17 protein-coding genes are annotated in these 19,928 nt (G+C 60.7%); 11 read left to right on the forward strand and 6 right to left on the reverse strand.

Translation table 11 applies throughout. The features are described 5' to 3' along the window. Positions 1-35 precede the first annotated feature (35 nt). A complete protein-coding gene (locus HZ994_16710; protein ID QTN33883.1) occupies positions 36-1,610 on the forward strand; it encodes a S8 family serine peptidase in 1,575 nt (524 codons plus the stop codon). Continuing rightward, positions 1,576-2,346 carry a hypothetical protein gene (locus HZ994_16715; GenBank protein QTN33884.1) on the forward strand — a complete coding sequence of 257 codons (771 nt, stop codon included), beginning with the start codon at positions 1,576-1,578 and terminating at the stop codon, positions 2,344-2,346. The genes HZ994_16710 and HZ994_16715 overlap by 35 nt, the downstream gene beginning before the upstream one ends. Positions 2,347-2,443: 97 nt before the next feature. Here the strand turns inward: HZ994_16715 and HZ994_16720 are convergent, their stop codons facing one another. After that, positions 2,444-3,946 (reverse strand): hypothetical protein, encoded by a 1,503-nt coding sequence (locus HZ994_16720; GenBank protein QTN33885.1) that lies wholly within the window; start codon positions 3,944-3,946, stop codon positions 2,444-2,446. Further along, positions 3,943-4,809, reverse strand: coding sequence for a cytochrome c (locus HZ994_16725; protein ID QTN33886.1), 867 nt, complete (start codon positions 4,807-4,809; stop codon positions 3,943-3,945). The genes HZ994_16720 and HZ994_16725 overlap by 4 nt, the downstream gene beginning before the upstream one ends. Positions 4,810-4,899: 90 nt before the next feature. On the opposite strand from HZ994_16725, the gene HZ994_16730 reads away from it, so the two are divergent. Both HZ994_16730 and HZ994_16735 read left to right on the forward strand, forming a co-directional pair. Beyond that, positions 4,900-5,745 (forward strand): hypothetical protein, encoded by an 846-nt coding sequence (locus HZ994_16730; GenBank protein QTN33887.1) that lies wholly within the window; start codon positions 4,900-4,902, stop codon positions 5,743-5,745. Between the two features lie 77 nt (positions 5,746-5,822). Then, positions 5,823-7,247 (forward strand): sialate O-acetylesterase, encoded by a 1,425-nt coding sequence (locus tag HZ994_16735; GenBank protein ID QTN33888.1) that lies wholly within the window; start codon positions 5,823-5,825, stop codon positions 7,245-7,247. A gap of 83 nt (positions 7,248-7,330) precedes the next feature. Here HZ994_16735 and HZ994_16740 read toward each other — a convergent pair whose 3' ends face one another. From HZ994_16740 to HZ994_16750, 3 genes are all read right to left on the reverse strand, one after another. Continuing rightward, on the reverse strand, positions 7,331-8,149 hold the full coding sequence (locus HZ994_16740; protein QTN33889.1) for a hypothetical protein: 819 nt from the start codon (positions 8,147-8,149) through the stop codon (positions 7,331-7,333). Between the two features lie 97 nt (positions 8,150-8,246). After that, positions 8,247-9,455 carry a hypothetical protein gene (locus HZ994_16745; GenBank protein ID QTN33890.1) on the reverse strand — a complete coding sequence of 403 codons (1,209 nt, stop codon included), beginning with the start codon at positions 9,453-9,455 and terminating at the stop codon, positions 8,247-8,249. Positions 9,456-9,510: 55 nt separating this feature from the next. Then, entirely contained in the window at positions 9,511-9,981 is a 471-nt protein-coding gene (locus tag HZ994_16750) for a bifunctional nuclease family protein (protein ID QTN33891.1), read from the reverse strand. 258 nt (positions 9,982-10,239) lie between these two features. Between HZ994_16750 and HZ994_16755 the strand changes: the two genes are divergently transcribed. The 5 genes from HZ994_16755 to HZ994_16775 all read left to right on the forward strand — a co-directional run bounded on the left by HZ994_16755 (position 10,240) and on the right by HZ994_16775 (position 16,488). Continuing rightward, positions 10,240-10,848 (forward strand): LemA family protein, encoded by a 609-nt coding sequence (locus HZ994_16755; protein QTN33892.1) that lies wholly within the window; start codon positions 10,240-10,242, stop codon positions 10,846-10,848. 18 nt (positions 10,849-10,866) lie between these two features. After that, positions 10,867-12,771, forward strand: coding sequence for a M48 family metallopeptidase (locus HZ994_16760; GenBank protein QTN33893.1), 1,905 nt, complete (start codon positions 10,867-10,869; stop codon positions 12,769-12,771). A gap of 54 nt (positions 12,772-12,825) precedes the next feature. After that, positions 12,826-14,205: a UTP--glucose-1-phosphate uridylyltransferase gene (locus HZ994_16765; GenBank protein ID QTN33894.1), complete on the forward strand. Its 1,380-nt coding sequence runs from the start codon at positions 12,826-12,828 to the stop codon at positions 14,203-14,205. 3 nt (positions 14,206-14,208) lie between these two features. Further along, a complete protein-coding gene (gene argH / locus HZ994_16770; protein ID QTN33895.1) occupies positions 14,209-15,561 on the forward strand; it encodes an argininosuccinate lyase in 1,353 nt (450 codons plus the stop codon). A 258-nt stretch (positions 15,562-15,819) separates the two neighbouring features. Beyond that, positions 15,820-16,488 (forward strand): PEP-CTERM sorting domain-containing protein, encoded by a 669-nt coding sequence (locus HZ994_16775; protein ID QTN33896.1) that lies wholly within the window; start codon positions 15,820-15,822, stop codon positions 16,486-16,488. A 588-nt stretch (positions 16,489-17,076) separates the two neighbouring features. Here the strand turns inward: HZ994_16775 and HZ994_16780 are convergent. Then, positions 17,077-17,796, reverse strand: a complete 720-nt coding sequence (locus HZ994_16780; GenBank protein QTN33897.1) for a PEP-CTERM sorting domain-containing protein — start codon at positions 17,794-17,796, stop codon at positions 17,077-17,079. 219 nt (positions 17,797-18,015) lie between these two features. Here HZ994_16780 and HZ994_16785 point away from each other — a divergent pair, with 219 nt between their 5' ends. Together HZ994_16785 and HZ994_16790 are read left to right on the forward strand one after the other, a co-directional pair. Further along, entirely contained in the window at positions 18,016-18,381 is a 366-nt protein-coding gene (locus tag HZ994_16785) for an alginate lyase family protein (protein QTN33898.1), read from the forward strand. Between the two features lie 881 nt (positions 18,382-19,262). Next, positions 19,263-19,901 carry a hypothetical protein gene (locus HZ994_16790; protein ID QTN33899.1) on the forward strand — a complete coding sequence of 213 codons (639 nt, stop codon included), beginning with the start codon at positions 19,263-19,265 and terminating at the stop codon, positions 19,899-19,901. Positions 19,902-19,928 lie beyond the last annotated feature (27 nt).

Raw genomic sequence — 19,928 nt, forward strand, 5'->3', positions numbered from 1 at the left:
ACATGGGCGGACGTTCCGGAAAACTTTCTGAGAGGATGAACTACATCTGGTTGTTCCTCTGCCTCGCCTGCGTGTTCATGATGGCTTACCTGGCCACCAGATACGCGCTTTCCGGGGAACCGGCAACGGATGTGCGGACGACCAGCGGAAAAGCCGCACCCAAGCCCTACCCGCATCAGGATCATCTCCCGAAAACGAAAGGCTCGGAGCGCAAGAATGGCGGCGGATTCGACGGCGCGGCCTTCGCGGAAGGCGCGATCCCCAACCAGCGCATCATCGTGTTCAAGGACAGGGGGGCGATGGAGGGCTTCCTCGCAAACATGGGCGCGGGGCTGAACGTCCTCGGCCGCATGGACAAGCTCAACGCGCTGCTCATCGGCTTCGGCAGCGAGGCTGATCTCCTTGCCAACCTCGATGGCACGGAGGAAACCTCCTACAATTTCCCGGCGAGCATCCCGGAATTCGGAGGAGCGGGCGTGCAGGGGGATGCCGTTGCGTTGCGCCAGGGGCTCCTGCAATGGCTCGGCGTCACCGGCGACAACTCGGCTTGGGGCACCGGCGTGAAGATCGCCATCCTCGATACCGGCATCGCCGACCACATCGCTTTCAGGAATGCCATCGAACGCATCAATCTCGTCGCCCTGCCCTCGGATCCGTCCACGCTCAACGGCCATGGCACATCGGTGGCCTCCCTCATTTTCAGCAACAACCCGCTGACCCCCGGGATCGCGCCGGGAGCCACCCCGCTCTCCGTCCGCATCGCGGATGATGCCGGTGCCTCTAGCAGTTTCCTGATCGCCCAGGGCATCATCGCGGCGGTCGATGCCGGAGCGCAGCTGATCAACATTTCCCTTGGCGGCTCCGGACAAAGCGCCCTTGTTGAAAACGCCCTCGCCTACGCAAGGCAATCCGGCGTGGTGGTGGTGGCCGCTGCGGGAAACAACGGCACGGCGGGCGTGATGCAGCCCGCCGCCAGCCCGAACGTCATCGCTGTCGGCGCGGTTGATGCGCGCAACCAGCATCTCGATTTCTCCAACACCGGAAAGGAAATCGCCGTCTCCGCACCGGGCTATGCGGTGAACGCCGCCTACCCCGGAGATCAGGCGGCGGTGGTCACCGGCACATCCTTTTCATCCCCCATCATCGCAGGCACCATCGCCGCAACCATGAGCAACGGCAGCAGGCAGTTACTTTCCCCCACCCAGGCGGTTGCTGCCATGAATTCCAATCTCAACGACATCGGCGCACAGGGCAGCGATCCCGCGACAGGCGCCGGTGTCCCCGACATGTGGCGCATCCTCAACGGCAACACCCCCGGCATCTACGATGCGGCCATCACCTCCATCACCAACACCGGCAGCCAGATCCAGGTGCTCGTACAGAACCTCGGCACCGAAACCATGGTGAACGCCGGTGTCTCCGTGAACGTCAACGGCTCGATCACCAACGCGAACATCACCACCCTGTTGCCCGGCGACACCCGTGTCATCGCCGTTCCTGCCGGCGGCAGCGAAAGCTTGAACATCAGAAGCTCCGTGCAACTCTCGGGCGGCCAGACCGACCAACGCCCCGCCAATGACTCGATCTACCAGACTGTTCCCGCTCCTTAGCCTCGCCCTCGCGGCTTGCACGCCCGTCCCGGATTTCCACCTCGCGCAGAACCTTTCCGCGAAACCCTTCAACCAGCTCGACCTTGCCGGAAACGCCTGCGGCCCCGCCGCACTCCTGAATTCCCAGCGCTTCGGGAAACCCGCGTGGCGGAAACTTTCCGAACAGCCCCCCGGCCTCTCCGACCGCGAGCGCATCCGCGCCATCGCCCGCGGCCCGGCCATGCGCGAATCCGCCTCCCTCCCGGGCCGCGCCCGCTGGAGCAGGAGCGGGATCAACATATCCGACCTGCGGGACGTCGCCAACGAGATGGCGCGCCCGGCGTTGCTGCCTGCGCTCACCAATTCCACGCTGGTCATAAGCCCCATCGAGGGCAAGGACTCGCACCTGCGCCGCGTCCACGCAAACATCGCCCGCTCGCTCTCCGAAGGCATACCGCCCATCCTCAGCATCCGGCTCTACGCGAAGCGAAACGGAGCATGGACATCCATCCAAGGCCATTTCGTAACCGTCACCTCCGTGCCGGGCAGCATCGAGCCCGGTGCCGCCTCTTTCCCTGTTAGGGTGATCGACCCCCTTGGCGGTAAATTCAGGGAAGGCAACATAGCGATCAGCCGAGAACCCGGCATGGAATTCTTCGCCGAGGCGAAATTCCCCGGGATCACGATCGGGAAAAGCTCACTGCGGCCGGGGGAAAAATCCTACCTCGCGGTGGCGTCCGCGCTCGGCAGGTTCTGATATGGAGAAGGAACAGCGTGCACAATAGAATCCCATCAGGGAGGATTTTGGAAGAGCCATGGTTGCGAAAGGGGATTCAATCGCTTATCTCTTTGCCTCAATTCGGCGCCTTGACGACCTGGTACCAAGCCTTATCGCCGAAGAGCTGGCTGCCGGAGGCGGATTTCAGGGCGCTCATGTCCACGAGATGCAGGTAGCCTTCGCGGAGCGCGCCGAGATCCAGGGTGAGCACCTTCCCGTCGGAAGAGAGTTTCGCCGCCTTCACCTCCATCTCCCGCTCATCCACCTTGGGCGAGCCGTAGGCGGCGTGATACTTGTAGGTGTGGCTTTTCACCACGATCGCGCCCAGCGATGCGGAATCCACCGGCTCGGAAAATTTCAGGGCGAAGCCGCCTTTGAGCGCCTTCATCGCATCCAGGGAGAAAAACGGTTTCCCGTCCCACTTGACCCGTGCGATGCCATTGTCCCCGGCCCATGAGAGGGCGGTTTTGCCGACATACATCGCGCCGTCCTTGCCGAACACGATGCGGTTATTGCCCTTGCCGAGCGGGGAGTTCATGAACATCGGCACCAGCGCGGTCTGGAAAACCCCGTCCACCACGTCATCGAGCACGCGGACAAGCGTCGGCTGGTTCATCTCGCCGATCAGGGTCTGCCCGGCCATCGCATCGGGCAGCGCGCCTTGCGGGACGATCACCGGCCAGGTCGGCGAGTTGGCGAGTTCACCCTGCGCGAAAAATCCTGCGGCTGGTTCCTGCATTTTATCGAGCTCATCGACGGGCACCTTGAGCGGCTGCCTTCCGTCCCAATCCTTCTTCCAGACAAGCGAGGCAGGATGTCCGTAGAAGCCGTCTTTCTTCACATCATAGAGAGGGCTTGTCGGCCTCCAATCTCCCTGGTTGTCGGTGATTAGCAGGCGTCCCTTGGCATCAAATCCGATCCCGTTCGGCGAGCGGAAGCCGCTAGCATATGGCTCCATCTTCTTGCCGTCCGGAGAAAGCTTGAGCACCCAGCCGCGCCACTCCACCCGCGCATACATCCGCCCGGCCTTGCCCTTGTTTTTTCCCCATTCCGTGCGCGAGGACATCGCCTCCCTGCCCACCTCGCCGATTTCCGAAAACGTCCCGCGTATCTCCTCCGCCATCGGTGCGCCGTTAGAAGCGATCCCCAGCACAATGAAAAGATTCCCCTCCGCATCCTTCGCTGGCCCATAGGCGAATTCATGATAATTCCCGGACATCCCGAAATCGTCGAAGACCGTCTGGTATTCATCCGCCGTGCCATCGCCGTCGGTGTCCTTGAGGCGGGTCAGCTCCGCGCGCTGCATGACCAGCAGGCTGCCGTCCTTTTCCGCAAGCATCCCCAGCGGCTCCTGGAGTCCGCTCGCGAAGAGCGACCAGGAACTACTGGATGGATCGTAGAACATCACCTCGCCGCGGTGGAAGGCGACGGCGATCCTGCCGTCCGCCATCACATCCATCGCCCCGACCTGCGGATCGACGCCCGCAGGATTCGGGATTTTCTCAAACGAGAAATGCTTCTCCCATGGCGAGGCGTGGGCGGCGGCGCAGAGTGCGGATAGGAGGATGAGGGATTTCATTTCAGGGAAAAGGTGAGGGTGAAGGCGGAGGCATCGGCGGCGGGGATGGTGAGCTTGGAGCCTTCCATGCGGCCTTTGTCGGAGGTGATTTGCGCTTTCCCGTCATCCGGGAATTCCAGCACCAGCGGAGCCGTCGGCGCGGGTGTGAGCGTGAAAGATCTGACGAAACCTTTCCCGCTGGAGACCGGCGAGTATCCCTCCGTCACCGTAGTGGAGCCGATGCTGTATCTGAAGATAGGCAAGCCTTCCTTCACCGAGTAGCCGAGAAATTTCGCCTCACCGGGGAGCGGCGGTTTTTCCTCCACATACCCGACGGTCCCGACAAGCTGCGCCACGCTGCTGCCGTTCCCCCGCCAGTAGGGGAAGCCGTCGACGAACCCGCCCGTCCATGCATAGCGGAGGCGGCAGGAGCCAGCGTCCCAGCAGAGCGAGGTGCCGTAATCCAGGGCCACCGCGATCGCGGCGGGGCCAGCGTTCGGCATGAAGATGCGCTGCACGCAGGGGCGGGCCGTATGGATCGGGGAGGCCGCGTAGGGGTCTCCCTTTTTCTGCGCCTGCTCTTTCACGCCTTCGGAAACTTTCATCACATGCGCGTAGATCGCACGCAGCCCCTCATCGCCCACATGCACCATGGATGGCATCTCGATCGCGTTCGGGCGCTTCTTGCCGGGAGCCACGCACCATTTCACGAACTCATCGGGCTTGCCGTTGTAGAGCGTGCGCATCTCGGCAAGCGACGGGCCGACGACCATCTGGTCGAGCATGTGGCAGGCGGAACAGTTCGTGGTGAAAAGCTGCGCTCCGTCCGGGGCGGCGGCGAGGGGTGGCAAGAGGGCTGCCGTGATGATTGTGATGAGCTTCATTGAAATGGTCGCTGGCGCACTGGGGCGCAGGCATGTAAACGTGGCGCGCGGGCAAGGACTGTCAAGTTTCCGGCCACGCTCCCGATCCATATGCCCGGCAACAGCGGAAACAAGCCCCCCGCCTGGTTGTGGCCGAATCTCCTTGGCCTCGACGCACCCGCCGTTGCGGTCTCGTGGCAGGTTCTTTTCTCCTGCTCCTTCGATGCCGATTTCCCCGCCGTCCTGCATCTCATCCTCGGCCTCAGCGTCTGGTGCATCTACCTCGCTGACAGGCTTTGCGATTCCGTGCGTGCGGGCGAAACGGCGGGTGTCACCGACCGGCTGATGTTCACACGGAGGAATTTCAAAGCCCTCGCCATTGCCCTGGCGTTCGCGGCCGGCGCGAACCTCCTCCTCATCGCCCGGCATGTCCCGGGAAAGCTCATCGTTCCCGGCCTGCTCACCGCAACGCTCCTCGCAGCCTATTATCTCCTTCGCTTCATGAACGGCGCACGTTTCACAGCGGTCATCCCCCGGGAAATCCTCTGCGGGATGCTCTACGCGCTCGGCTGCGTCATCGCAACCAACGCCTGCGCCCCCTCCGGTTCCACCGGCGCACCATTCTGGTTCGCCGCCTTCCTGCTCGGCCTCGTATGCTCCGCGAACTGCATGCTCATCTCCCTCTGGGAGCACCGCGAGGATCTCGCCGCGTGCGACCGCTCCATCGCCACCACCCATCCCCGCATCCTGGGCACCATCGCGGCGGCGGTTTCCTCCCTCACCGTCATTTCCCTCGCCGCAACTCCCTTCCTCCCATGGCGGATCTGCATCTCCGTCGCACTCAGCGCCCTCGCACTCCGCGTGATCCTGAACCGCGAAACCCGCCTCCCGACACCCATGCTCCGCGTCCTCGCCGATGCCGCACTGCTGACTCCGCTCGCTTTCCTGTGGGGCTGAGGCATCCCCTTGTGAATGATCCCCTAGGGAAAGCTGTGCAAGGCAATGAAACAAATTTTGAAGGGGCGGCGTAAGTGATGGCTGATATGAACCAAAAAAACCTCCGTCCCGGAATCCCCGCCAGTCTGCTGGCCGCCGTCACCCTTTCGTCCGCCCTGCTCCATGCGGAAGTGAAACCCAACCCGCTTTTCACGGATGGAGCCGTGTTGCAGCGCGGGCAGGCTGTGCCGATCTGGGGCACGGCAAAGGATGGGGAGAAGGTCAGCGTCGAGTTTGCCGGACAGAAGGCGGAGACGACGGCAAAGGGCGGCAAGTGGTCGGTGAGCCTCAAGCCCCTGGAGGCGGGCGGCCCGTTCACGATGAAAATTTCCGGGGAGAACACCGTGACGGTGGGCAACCTTCTTGTCGGCGAGGTCTGGGTCTGCTCCGGACAGTCGAACATGGAATGGAAATTCAAGGCCACAGCAGCGGCGGACCAGGACAGGGCGGATGCGAATTACCCCAAGCTTAGGATGTTCACGGTCGCGAGGACGACCTCGCCGCTGCCGCTGGCCAAGGCGAAGGGCAGCTGGGTGGAATGCTCGCCGCAGACCGTGGATGGCTTTTCCGCGGTCGGTTACTATTTCGCACGGGATCTGCATGAGAAGCTCGGTGTGCCGGTGGGCATGATTTCGACTTCGTGGGGCGGCACTCCCGCCCAAGCATGGACGAGCGCGGAGGGTTTCGGCGGTCATGCGGAACTCGATGGCTACGCAAAGGTGGCGAAGGAAAACCTTGCGAAATACGCCACAGCGGCTCCTGAAAAACCGCTCGGCCCGGGCATACCTGCGAGCCTTTACAACGGGATGATCGAGCCGCTGCTTCCCTACGCGATCAAGGGAGCGATCTGGTATCAGGGGGAATCGAACGCCGGGAAATCCAAGGAATACCAGACCCTTTTCCCTGCGATGATCGCGGACTGGCGCGCGAAGTGGAAGCAGGGCGATTTCCCCTTCTACTTCGTGCAGATCGCACCCTTCAAGGGCCAGCCTGCAGAAATCCGCGAGGCGCAGTTCCTGACTCTTTCGAAATCGAAAAACACGGCCATGGTGGTCACCACGGATGTGGGCGATGCGAATGACATCCACCCGAGGCGGAAACGCCCCGTGGGGGAGCGGCTCGCGTTGGCCGCCCGCGCACTGGTCTATGGCGAGAAAACCGAGTATTCCGGCCCCCTGTATGAGTCGATGGAGGCGAAAGGGGACAAGGTTGCCCTGAGTTTCGGCCATGTCGGCGGCGGGCTTGTTGCGGAGGGCGGGGATCTGAAAGGCTTCACCATCGCGGGTGCGGACGGTCAATTCGTTCCGGCCAAAGCCGAGATCAAGGGCGATCAGGTGTTGGTGTCCGCGGAGGGTGTCAGCGAGCCGAAAGCCGTCCGCTACGGCTGGGCGAACGTGCCGGATGTCAACCTGTTCAACAAGGAAGGCCTGCCCGCATCGCCGTTCAGGACGGACGTGGAGTGAGGCGCCCGCCGGTTTTCAGCCGGTGACGCAAGTTGGCCTTGGCCGGGGTTCTGCAGGGATGGCAGAGCCCCCTGCATGTCATGTCAGCAGAGGCGGATCATGTCCTTGACGAACTGGCCCCAGAGGAAGAGCAGGCCGCGCTTGGAGTATTGGAAATGGCCGTCCTCGGTGAGGCGGATGATGCCGCTGCGGAGGTTGTGCTCCACCTGCTTGCGCATTTCCGTCTCGATGCTTTCCTCAAGTTCCTCGGGATCCGGGACGAGCAGATCCGCGTGGGAGAGCTTCTGCTTCCCCAGGAATGTGCGATGATCCGCGAGGATCTGGTGGAAGCATGATTTCTCGCAGGGCACGTGGTTCCACCGGAGATCCGGAGCGCAGCGGAGGGTGGGCGCGAAGGGGAAGTTCGTGGTGCGCCAGGTCTTGCCGGACGAATCCCGGGAGGTGATGGAGATGAATGCGAAGGCGACCTCTTCCTGCTCGCAGAGGCATACGGAGGCCACGGCGCGCTCTTCCGGGTTCCAGAAGAGCCTGAAGTGCTGTTGCATCCCGGACCATTGCCAGCCGCAGTCGGAGACGTGCTCGAAGCCGGCCTCCTCCATGCCGCTGGCCGCCTCGATGGCGTTGGGGAAGAAGGAGGGGTTGGGAAGCTCGCGGTGGCGGAGGCGGTTGTTGAGCGGCATGCGCAGGCGGCGCACATGCGTCAGCAGCTCGATCCATGGCAGGAAAAACCAGATGCAGGCACCGGCGATGCCGGCGAAAACGTTTCCGCTGATGTAGTAGAAGAAGAAAAACGTTGCCGCCAGGAAGACCAGCGCCCCGAGCTTGCGTGCCAGGTTTTTCCTCGCGGACCGGAGGGCCATGGCCATCACGAAAAGGCCTATCACGATGAGGGTTTCACGCATGCTGGGTAAACATTAAACTCTGGATCCTGAATCTCAATGGAGAGGATGATGGTGCTGTTCTTGCATGATTGAGATTTGAAATGCAGGGATGAAAGTTTCAGCCGGCGAGTGCTTCCATGACGTAGCGTGACGGACGGAAGTTCTCGATGAGGATTTCCTGTTTCCCGCCGCGGTTCATGCGCACCTGGCTGAGGTTGAAATTCGGGGTCTTGTGGGGGGCGAAAAGGATATCATCGTGGGTGGCGTTCTCGTGCTTCTTGAACATGTCCGGGAGGATGTCGCCTCCGAGATGGTCGTCGCGGCCGGTGGCGAGGTGGCAGGTGCCGAGGACTTTCTCGTCCTGGATATCCGCGTAGGATACCGGCAAGACCTGGGTGCCGAAGCCAAGCTCGCCGAGCGTGCCTGTCATCGGATCGTCGGCGAGGCGGGCGTTGTGGGCGGCGATGGTTTCCGGGTTGCCCTCGATGAGCGTGGAGCGCCAGATGCAGCGGTCTTTCACGTCGAGCACGCCGAGGGTGCCGTCCTCGTATTTCATGGGGAACTGGCCGTTGGCATCGGTGGGGACGAAATAGACCTCACCGGCGGGGAGGTTGGCGATGTCCGGTTTTTCCCCGAGGCAGAGACCATGGGATTTCTGCGCCTCCTGCCCGCCGAGGCCTATGGTCGCGGTCAGGACGCGGCCGTCCTCGAGGGCGAAGTCGATCTCGATGGAGTCCGCCTTGGTCAGGGCGAGGCGGATCTTCTCAGCATCGCGGGAGACCTCGCGATAATCGACGGCGAGGCCGGAGCCGAGGATGACCTCGTTGAGGCCGTGGAGTGTGGCTCCGCGGAAGCCGAATTCCTTGGCCTTCGCTGTCAGCGGTGCGGTTGCGGACCAGGTGGATATGCAGAGGATGAGATCGTATTCCGGGTAGATATCCTTATCGAGGGAAAGGAGTTTGCCATCGGTGTCCCAGACTTCGTCCGCGAGATCGAGGTTCGAGCCTTTCGTGTAGCGGTATGCGAACATTTCGCCGCCTGTCATTCCGAGTTCGGCCATGGCGTGGTCTTTCAGCGCCGTGTAGAAATGCCTATGGGCGTTTTTCTGGATCGGGAAGCCCTCTTCGGAGAGGAACCTGAAATCCCGGATGAGGTCGGCGGGCTCGTCGAAGTCTATGAGGATACATACGCGGCAGCCTTTGGTCGGCTCGAAGACCGTATGGAGGAGGCGGACGACATCGAAATCCGGGAACTCGCGGTTTTCCGGGTTGAGGAGGATTTCGGGCGAAAGGTAATCCGGTAGGGCGGGGAGGGCTGTGCTGGCCATGATGGGTTACCTTAAAACCACTTCTTATGTCCGCAAGTGAGCTTTTTCGCGAATATCACTCACCGAAATCGTAGCCGGCATCGGGTTTTTCGTCGGAGCGCATCTTGTCGAGCAGCGGCTGGCGGTCTTCCAGGGAGTCCCACACTGATTTTTTCACGTAGATGGGTGCCTCGGCTCGGGCGGATATGGCAAGGCAATCGGATGGCCGGGCGTCGAGCTCAATGATCTTGCGCTCCATGATCTCGTTCTCCGCCTCGACGATCAGCCTCGCGTAGAACACGTCGCCTTGGACATCGTTGATGACCATTCGCGAGACCTTCGCGCCGAAAGCGGTGAGGGTGAGCATGTAGAGGTCGTGGGTGAGGGGGCGCGGCATTTTCTGGCCGCTCATGACCGTATTGATCGATAGCCCGACGGCGGGGTCGATGTAGAACAGGATCGCTTTTTTTCCGTCGCCCAGAAACACGGCGCAGCCCGCCTGCGTCGGCATCAGCGCGATGATCTCCACCCGGACAAGTTCCTCCATGACCGGATCATGGGCTTCCGATGGCTTGGGTGCAACTGAAAGGCACCGGGGATCCTTGCTTTGGGCGGAGTCCAACTTGCCGCCAAGGCGGGCACCCGTTATCGTCCCATCCGGAAAAGGGAAAAGCTGCCGGCGCTTTGCAGGGACGAAACCCGCAATCTACCACTGCGCCACCAGGGCGGTGATCGCACCGGAGCCTGTGCTGGCTGATTTTTAGGTGGCAAAGGCCGGGCTTAGCCGGTAGGAATTTTTTCAACTATGAGTGCAGGACTTTCAGGGATTGGCGTTTTGGTGGTGATCATCGGACTTGTGGGCGTGGTCGGGCTTTTCGTGATGGGCGTTTACAACGGCCTGGTGAAGCTGCGGAACATGTACAAGAACTCGTTCTCGCAGATCGACGTGCAGCTCAAGCGCAGGCATGACCTGATCCCGAACCTTGTCGAGACAGCGAAGGCCTACATGGCGCATGAGAGCGGGACGCTGGAGGCGGTTATCGCGGCGCGCAACGGCGCGGAGAGCGCTAGGCAGTCGGCGGCTGCGAACCCGGGCGATCCGGTCGCCCTCGCGCAGCTCGGCAAGGCGGAAGCTGGGCTTGGCGGGGTGCTCGGCAGGCTGTTTGCGGTGGCCGAGGCCTATCCGGATCTCAAGGCGAACCAGAACATGATGCAGCTCAGCGAGGAACTGACCACAACGGAGAACAAGGTGGCTTTCGCACGGCAGGCTTACAATGACACGGTGCTTGCGTACAACAACAAGCGCGAGGTCTTCCCCAACAACATGGTCGCGGGCATTTTCGGATTTGGCGAGGCGGCCCTCTTCGAGATCGAGGTGGAGGCTGAGCGAGAGGCTCCCAAAGTGCAGTTCTGATCCGGGCAAAGCCCACCGATGAATTTCTTCGAGGCACAGGAGCGCGCCAGGAAATCGAGCCGCGCGCTCGTCTGGTGGTTCGCGCTTTCCGTGCTCGGCGTGATTGCGGTGATGTATGTGGTGGCGACTTTTGCCATGCAGTTCAGCCAGTCGAATCCCGAGGGCGTTTACCACGCCACCGAGTGGGGGCAGCTCCGCTGGTGGGATGCTGGGCGGGCCTTGTCCGTTTCCGGGATCGTCGGTGGGGTCATCATGATCGGCAGCTGGTCAAAGCTCGCGCAGCTTTCCGCAGGAGGAAAAGTGGTTGCGCAAGGGCTTGGTGGCAGGCCGGTCGAGCCGACGACGACTGACCTATCCGAGCGCCGCCTGCTCAATGTGGTGGAGGAAATGGCGATTGCCTCCGGCCTGCCGGTGCCGGGCGTTTGGATCATGGATGAGGAGCAGGGGATCAATGCCTTCGCTGCCGGGACCGATCCCACCAATGCCGTAGTCGGCGTAACGCGCGGCACCTTGGATCGGCTCACGCGCTCAGAGCTTCAGGGCGTGGTGGCGCACGAGTTCAGCCATATCCTCAACGGTGACATGAAGCTGAACATGCGCCTGATGGGCTGGATCTTCGGGTTGGTCATGCTCTCCATGCTTGGCCGTTTGATGATCGAATCCTTCCGCTTTGTTCGCGGTTCCTCACGGGATTCGAAAGGCGGTGGGATCGTCCTGGCGCTGATCGTTGCGGGGCTGGCGGTATGGCTGATCGGCTCGATCGGAGTGCTTTTCGCAAGGATGTTGCAGGCGGCGATCTCCCGGCAGCGCGAGTATCTGGCGGATGCCTCTGCGGTGCAGTTCACCCGCGATCCGGACGGGATTGCCGGGGCGCTGAAAAAGATCGGCGGCTTTTCCACCCACGGGCACATCAACTCACCGAAGGCGATGGAATCACGGCACATGTTCTTCGCAAGCAGTGGTTTCTCATCGCTGATGGCGACGCATCCATCATTGGAAAAGAGGATCAAGGCGATCGATCCCCGCTGGGATGGCGGGATGCTGGAGGGAAAGGCGGATCCGGTTTCCCCTTCGGAGTTCAACGGTCCCATGGGTTTTTCCGGCTCGCTGGAGCAGGTGAAATCCGCGGACAGGCTCCACTCCCTCGGGGAAAGCGGCAGGCTGGATGCCAACGTCGGCGCGATGATCCGCGAGGAGCTGCGATCCGGAAAGGTGACTTCGTTTTCCAAACAGGATGCGAAAACCCTCCTGCTCGGCCTGCTTGTCGCGGCCGATCCGGACGGGAGGAAAATGGCGGAGGGTATCTTGGCCTCGCACGGGGCGGACGGAGCGACCATCGGAAGTGTCATTGCCTGGAGTATTGATCTGGAAGGCTATTCTTCCTCCAAGAAACTGGCCTTGGTGGATCTTTCCCTTTCCTGGCTGAGGAAAATGAGCCGGGCGGAGGCACAGGAATTCGTGGATGCCAGCAAGGCGCTCATCGAGGCGGACGGGGAGGTGAATCTCTTCGAGTTCATGCTGCAGAAAGTCATCGGGCGCCATGTCTGCATCGGACTGGGGCTGCAGCCTGTGCCCGCCATGCGATACCGTAGGATCATGGATCTGGAAACGGAGGTCGCGCAATTGTTAGGAATGTTTGCGCAGTTGGCAGGTGGGGAAAACTCCCTCCATGCCGCCGCCGCCGAATACCGCGCACACACCGGAAGGGAGCTTCCCAGGACTCGCAGCGGCCTCGGAGAAGTTGCCTCTGCCCTTCGCGAGATGGATGCGGCCACACCGCTGGTGAAGCAGCAGATCCTCCGCCTGTGCGCCCTCGTCGCCACAGACGATGCCCAGGTCGGCGACAACGAGCTTGAGTTGCTGCGGGCGACAGCGGAAGCGATCGGTGCGCCGGTGCCGCCGCTTGTTAGGAAGGTTGCGTAAACGACGTGGCATTTCGGCATTTACCTGCGCCATGGAGCTGTTGAGGATAAGGACATGAGTCACTTCGATGCGTTTGAGATAAAGATGCGGGCCGCAGGCATGGGCGATGCGCCTGTGGCGGTTTTCAAACGCAACTACGAGGCGCTGCTGAGGGACGAGACAGGGATGATCCCCGAGGACAGCATCGCGCCCGCCGGGGATTTGCCAAAAGCGGAGGCGCTGGATTCCGGGGACGGAGCCGATCTCCTAAGCCAGGTGGTGGTCATCAAGTTGAATGGCGGCCTCGGCACCGGGATGGGCTTGCAGGGGCCCAAGAGCCTCCTTTCCGTCCGCGACGGCGTGAATTTCCTCGACCTCATGGTGCGGCAGACTCTTTCCCTGCGGGAGCAAAGCGGCACGAAGGTGCGGCTGTTGCTGATGGACAGTTTCAGCACCAGCGAGGATACGCTCGCCCACCTGCAGCGATACGGGGAGCAAGGTCTGGCATCCGCCGACGAGGTGGAAATGATGCAGAACATGATCCCGAAGATCGACGCGCAGACACTCAAACCCGCCGAGTGGCCCGCTGATCCGGAGCAGGAATGGTGTCCGCCGGGGCATGGCGATCTGTATCCGGCTCTGGTCGGCAGCGGCTGGCTGGACCGCTTGCTCGGCGAGGGTGTGAAATACGCGTTCGTTTCGAACTCCGACAATCTCGGGGCGATCATGGACACCTCGCTGCTGTCGTTTTTCGCGGAGAGCGGCGCGCCGTTCATGATGGAGGTCACGCGGCGGACGGCGGCGGACAAGAAGGGCGGCCATCTGGCAAAACGGAAAAGCGACGGGCGGCTGCTGCTGCGTGAGGTCGCGCAATGCCCGGACGGCGATCTCGATGAGTTCCAGAACATCGACAAGCACCGCTATTTCAACACCAACAGCCTTTGGCTGAACCTTGAGAAACTGAAAGCCCAGCTCAAGGCCGACTCCGGCGTGCTGCCGCTGCCGATGATCAAGAACCGCAAGACCGTCGATCCCCGCGATCCGGATTCCCCGGCGGTGTTCCAGCTGGAGATCGCGATGGGCTCAGCGATCGAGTGCTTCGAAGGTGCGCTCGCCGTGGATGTGCCGCGCAGCCGATTCGCGCCTGTGAAGACGACTGCCGACCTTCTCGCCCTACGTTCCGACGCCTACGAGGTGCTGGAGGACGGACAAGTCCGGCTCCGCGAGGAAAGGAAAGGGGTGCCGCCCGACATTTCCCTTTCCGGCGAATACAAGCTCGTCGATGCCCTGGAGCCGCTCGGCGTGCCCAGCCTCATCAAGTGCGATTCACTGAAAATCAGCGGGCTGGTCTCGTTCGAGGACGGGGTTGTGATCGAGGGCGATGTCGCTTTTGAAAACCATCAGGCGGAACGCAAGTCCATCCCGGCAGGCGTTTATTCCAACGGAAGCTTTTGAATTATGTGGAAAGGAAGATTTGCCCAAGATACCTCGTCGCTGGTCCAACAGTTCGGCGAGTCCATCTCTTATGACTGGCGTTTGTTCCCGCACGATGTCGCCGGATCCATCGCCCACGCACGGGCGCAGCTCAAGGCCGGCTTGCTGAACGATGAGGAGTTTTCCTCCATCGAGAAAGGCCTGCGGGAAATCGAAGCCGACATCCGCGAGGGGAAATTCGAGTTCAAGACCTCGCTCGAGGACATCCACATGAACATCGAGGCGGAGCTCACCAAGCGCATCGGCGCGGCGGGCGGCAAGCTCCACACCGCACGCTCCCGCAACGACCAGGTCGCCACCGATACCCGCCTGTATTGCCGCGCGCAGATCGATGAAATTAACGCGGCAATCCTCACCCTTCAGAAAGTCCTCGTCGATCAGGCGGGCAGGTATGCGGCGACTGTGATGCCGGGCTACACCCACCTCCAGCGCGGCCAGCCGGTGACGGTGGGTCACCATCTACTCGCTTACGTGGAAATGCTCCAACGCGACAAGGGCAGGCTCAACGACTGCCGCAGGCGGCTGAATGTTTCCCCGCTTGGCTCGGGCGCGCTCGCAGGCTCCACGATCAACCTCGACCGCGAGGCCATCGCCGAGGAACTCGGCTTCGACGGCGTGACCCGCAACTCCATGGACGCCATCGCCGACCGCGACTACATCGCGGAGCTGCTGTTCGTCATCTCCATGTGCGGCGTCCACCTCTCCCGCCTCAGCGAAGACCTAATTTTGTGGTGCAGCAGCGAGTTCGGATTCGTTTCGCTTTCCGATGCTCACACCACCGGCTCCTCGCTGATGCCGCAGAAGAAAAACCCCGATGTCTGCGAGATCACCCGGGGCAAGACCGGCCGCCTCGTCGGCAACCTGATGAATCTCCTCGTCGCGATGAAAGGCCTGCCCATCACCTACAACCGCGATCTCCAGGAAGACAAACCGCCGCTCTTCGACTCCGTGGACACCATCCTGATGGTGCTCGCGGTGAACGCGGAAATGATCGCCGCCATGGAAATGCGCGAGGACAGATGCCTCGCCGCCGCCAGCGATCCCATGCTCCTCGCCACCGATCTAGCCGATGCTCTGGTGAAAAGCGGCGTCCCTTTTCGCAGCGCACATGAGTTGGTCGGGAAAGCGGTTGCGGAATCGGTGAAGTCCGGCGTGCCGCTCGACGCGCTCGATTTGAAGGACATCGATCCCGCCTACACGGACGCGATGAAATCCGTCTTCTCCCTGGAAACCGCCCTCGCCGCGCGCACCAACCCCGGCGCACCCTCCGTGGCGAATGTGAAACGCGAAATCGAAAGGTGGCGGGCGTGCCTGTGAATATTTTTTGCCCGTCGTGCCAGCTGCGGGGACGTTCTCACCTCCTCTGCGCCAGTGCCACTCCGCCTCAACAGCAGATAGTGTGACGCGCTCGTCCTCCCGTAGCTTTCGCGATGGAAGGAGCGGGGGCGCTTATGTTTTACCTGCTTTCCGATCGGATGAATGCGGGAAAATCCCTGGAAACATCAATCCGAAAGGCCTGATTCCATACAGTTTTTTCTTGGCAGCCCGCTGCTCACCTATCACTCTCCACCCGGTATGAAAAAAATCCTATTCGTTCCTATCCTCGTCCTTTCATCCGCATATTCACATGCCGCCCTTATTATCGGCTTTTCCTTTAACGGACCCTCCAGCGGGAACGTTGTAGAGACGATTTACCAGGACTCATCGAGCCCTACCAATGGAACTTTCACCCTCGGAACCGGCATATCAGACGCCCAGCTTGAAATCACAGGAACCGCGATAAGTGGCTCGGACACTTGGAGCAGCGGAGCCTGGACCAATTGCTGCGGAGCATGGTTCGATAATGCAAACCTAGGTGCGTGGCGCCTAGAATTTCAGAACCTGTCTTATGCTGCGGGATATTCCGCTGCCGATTTCACCGTGGAGCGAGTAGAACTCGATGTCACCGTAACACAAGGCTCCGGCACCCTGAATCTCGGGCATAGCACGGTTCCATCTGGAAGCGCTTCCGTTGGCACCGTCGCCCTGACTACGGGCACCATCAACCTGGACGTGACCGATTACACGTTGTCCGATGCGCGGGCGAACGATTTAACGGTTGCATTCCAGATCTACGACGGTGGATCAAATCTCGTAACGCAAATCACGGGTCTGCGGGTCTATGGAACCGTTGTCCCCGAGCCAAGCTCCGCCGCCCTAATTGGCCTTGCTGGGATGGGCTTGCTGCTCCGCCGCAGAAAGTAGGATCCGCGCTTCCGGCAAGTTGGAGCACGTCGAATTTCTGGCTCTCCCTCAGGTTTGCTTGATGGATTGTATTGGGGGTCAGTCCTTTCGGATTGATATTTTGATTGGTCAGTGGTTTGGGTAGGGGTTTTCTGGGGATGGCGAGGCCGTAACGATCGGACGAATGCCGGACGATCCTTGGAAATATCAATCGGAAAGGACTGACTCCAGACGAAGGCGGGCAACAGGCAGATGCGCAAACTGCTGTTCTTCCCGGCCATGACCGCGATCCGCTACCAACCCGCCGGTATGCGAAGCCTTCGCAGCTCGCCTCGTGGCGCAGGGCATGGCTCCCATCGTCATCGTGGGAGCCGTCATGACCAAGCTCCTCAACATCATCTACGGCGTGCTGAAGCACGGCCAACCATTCAACCCCATCCACCACAAAAAAGCGGAAAACACACCTTGATTTCAACGCCGCATCTGATCCGAATGGCAGGATCGAACACAGCGCGCTGGACAATGCGATCCTGACCCCGGTCTACGACTGGCCGGAGGCAACAGCAGACAAGCTCCGCCCCATCATCGGCAGGTTCCAGTGATGCCACCTCAGCGGCGGCGGCGGAATGCAATGAGGGCAACTCCAGCGGCCAAAAGCCCCAGCATACTGGGCTCCGGGATCGCTGTCACAGTATTCCCTCGGATGGTGGAAATCTTGAATCTGTCGAAGTCAGCGTCACCGGTAACCCTGGCGCCAACAAGGAGGGCGTTGGCTCCTCCGGTAGGCCCGCCGGTTAGGCTGAAGGTTCTTGCGAGGGTGCTGGGTACAGTATCGTTGTCTTTGCGCAGGCCGAAACCCAGTGATGAAAGCTCGCTCAGATCCTTCCCTGTGAGGGAGATGTTCGAATTCACATTTCCGAACCAATAGGAGGCATCCGTATCAAAGTTGTTTCCGCTGGGGTTGATGCTGAGCGAGGTAAGATCGACATTCCTATCAAACACGAAGAGGATGAAATCGTAGTGATCCTTGTTGTCCACATAATAGGGAACGAAAGGCACAGTCGTGATCACCTCGCTGGAGTTCTTGGAGCCAATGCCAGGCTCCCACTGCACCACTTCGCTCTGCGCGAGTTTCGGCAGAGTGCCGGTTTGGCTTATACTCCACGATCTAGCCGTGGCGGAAACACCGCCTCCGGAGAAGATCATGCTGTTCCTGATAGTCTCCACATTGGCCGGTCCGCCGAGGTTGAGGGTGAACGAGGTCTGGGCGAACGCCTGCCCGAGGCAGACGACGAATAGTGATGCGCAGATGCGCAATGTTGTTTTCATGGGGGATGGGGGGTTAGGGGGACGAGCGGGTGCCCGGTCGCCGCGCTGAGCGGCTGAACAAGCAAAGGAAACCATGAATAATCGGATGAATCAATAATAATAGAACCCAAAATACTTACGTAATCGCGTAATGGCGGCTACTCCCCTTTTTCCCTCGACCGTGACCCTTGGACGCTCTGCGATACGATTCCACAGGAAGTCACCCGCAATCATGGTGGAGTGAGCAGTGGAATCACCTACACCGCCTATGCGCTCACCACGATGGTGCAGGCCATGCAAATCGCCCATCACTGCGGCTACGACTGGTGGCAACGAAAAGCCGAGAACGGGGCATCCATGAAAGGCCTCATCGAATGTTATTATCGATGGAACGAATTGGGTGAGGCCTTCCCATGGCACCCATCGCCCACACGGCGCGGGTCTCAGGAATTCCCGAAAACCCCGTATGAGTTCGCTAACAATTATTATCCGGGGGAAATCGAGGGGCTTGCCGACTTTCTCAAAAAGAATCGTCCGGTCGATGGTCGGCAAGGAGACCCTTATATCACCTTGAATCAAGGAGACATTCCCGAAAAGTCACCGTGATAAGGCGGATGGCCTATCGCTAAGGGACAGACCCTATGCGTTTCCTGCATTGAGGTTTGCTCGGGAGCCTGCTGGCAGGTGATTGGGTTGGAGAGGGCAGGGTGGGAGAAGTGCCGAGAATCGAGTGGAACGAGATGGACAGGAGCTATTCGCGACGTGCCCGAAGGGAACCGCCGGGGGGCGGGATCAAATCAGTGATCAGTGGGAAGAGGGCATTTGATGTGGTGGAAGGGGATGTGTGTGATTTCTTGGCGAAGTAGTTCAAGGGCGTGGATCTGCTGGCCGGCGGCGTTCCCGGACGGAGAGCTGTGTCAGGGAAGCCAGCCGCCCGGAAACATGAAACCCATGGTTGCGGAAAAGAGGCAAGGGCAGGCGGTCATTTCAATTCGACATTCCCTTATTGGGGTCAGTCCTGAATTATTGGGGTCAGTCCTTTCGAATTATTGGGGTCAGTCCTTTCGGATTGATATTCTGATTGATCGGTTGTTCGGGCAGGGCTTTTCTTGGGTATGGCGAGGCCGTTGAGATTCGAATATCCGGGAGGGACGTATCACATCATGGCGCGAGGGGATGGCGGCAAGGTGATTTTCGAGACGGAAGCTGACAGGAAGGCTTTCCTTTTTCGCTTGGGGCAGGTCTGCGGAAGCCATGGCTGGCGTGTCCATGCCTGGGTGCTGATGGGAAACCATCCGGCCTTCGCGTAAAGCTACGGCGGACAGGTTTCCATCTGTTGCTGGAAACTCCGGAGCCGAGTCTTGTCGTGGGAATGCGGGTTTTGCTGGGGACTTTCGCGCCGGATGCGGCGGGGGCATGTTTTCCAAGGACGGTATAAATCGGTTCCCATCAAGGCGGACAGCGGAGATCCGTATTATTTCCGGATTGTGGCGGATTACATCCATCTCAATCCCGCCCGGGCGGGGTTGGCGGGCGGTTTGCACGGCAAGCTGTGCGCATACAAATGGAGCAGCATCAAGGCTTACGGAAGCGGCAAAGGCCCGGATTGGCTGGTAATCGAGCGGGTGATGCAGGCGTTCGAGCTCGCGGAGGACGGGCGGGGGCGAAGGGCTTACATCGGATGGCTGGAAGCGAGGGCTTCGAACCATGGCGGTGAGGTGGATGGAAAGGCGATGGAGTCTCTTCGCAAAGGTTGGTATCTGGGAGAAAAATCATTCAAGGACAAGCTTCTGGCGATGTTGGAGCGGACAGAGAAAGCTGTAAGGGGTAAAGCCGGTTCCGTGCTCCAGGGACATGGAGAGCAGGAGGCCACGCGGCTCCTCGAAGCCGGATCCCGGGATCTGGGCTTGCCAGCCGGACTTGCGGCTTTGAAAAAAAGCGATGACCGGAAGGTGCTGTTGGCGATGGCGATCAGGGAGCGGACTGGAGTTGAGAACGGCTGGATTTCACAACGCCTCGCCATGGGAAGTCCGACATCCGTTAGTCGCTTGGTTTCCGCTGGGCGGAAAGACAAGAATAGGCTGGAAGAAATGAACAATCTGCTGCAAAGAATCGACGAGCATTGAGCAAGACCCGATGACCCCTACCATAAA

The sequence above is a fragment of the Akkermansiaceae bacterium genome (assembly GCA_017798145.1).
Taxonomy (GTDB): Bacteria; Verrucomicrobiota; Verrucomicrobiia; order Verrucomicrobiales; family Akkermansiaceae; genus Luteolibacter.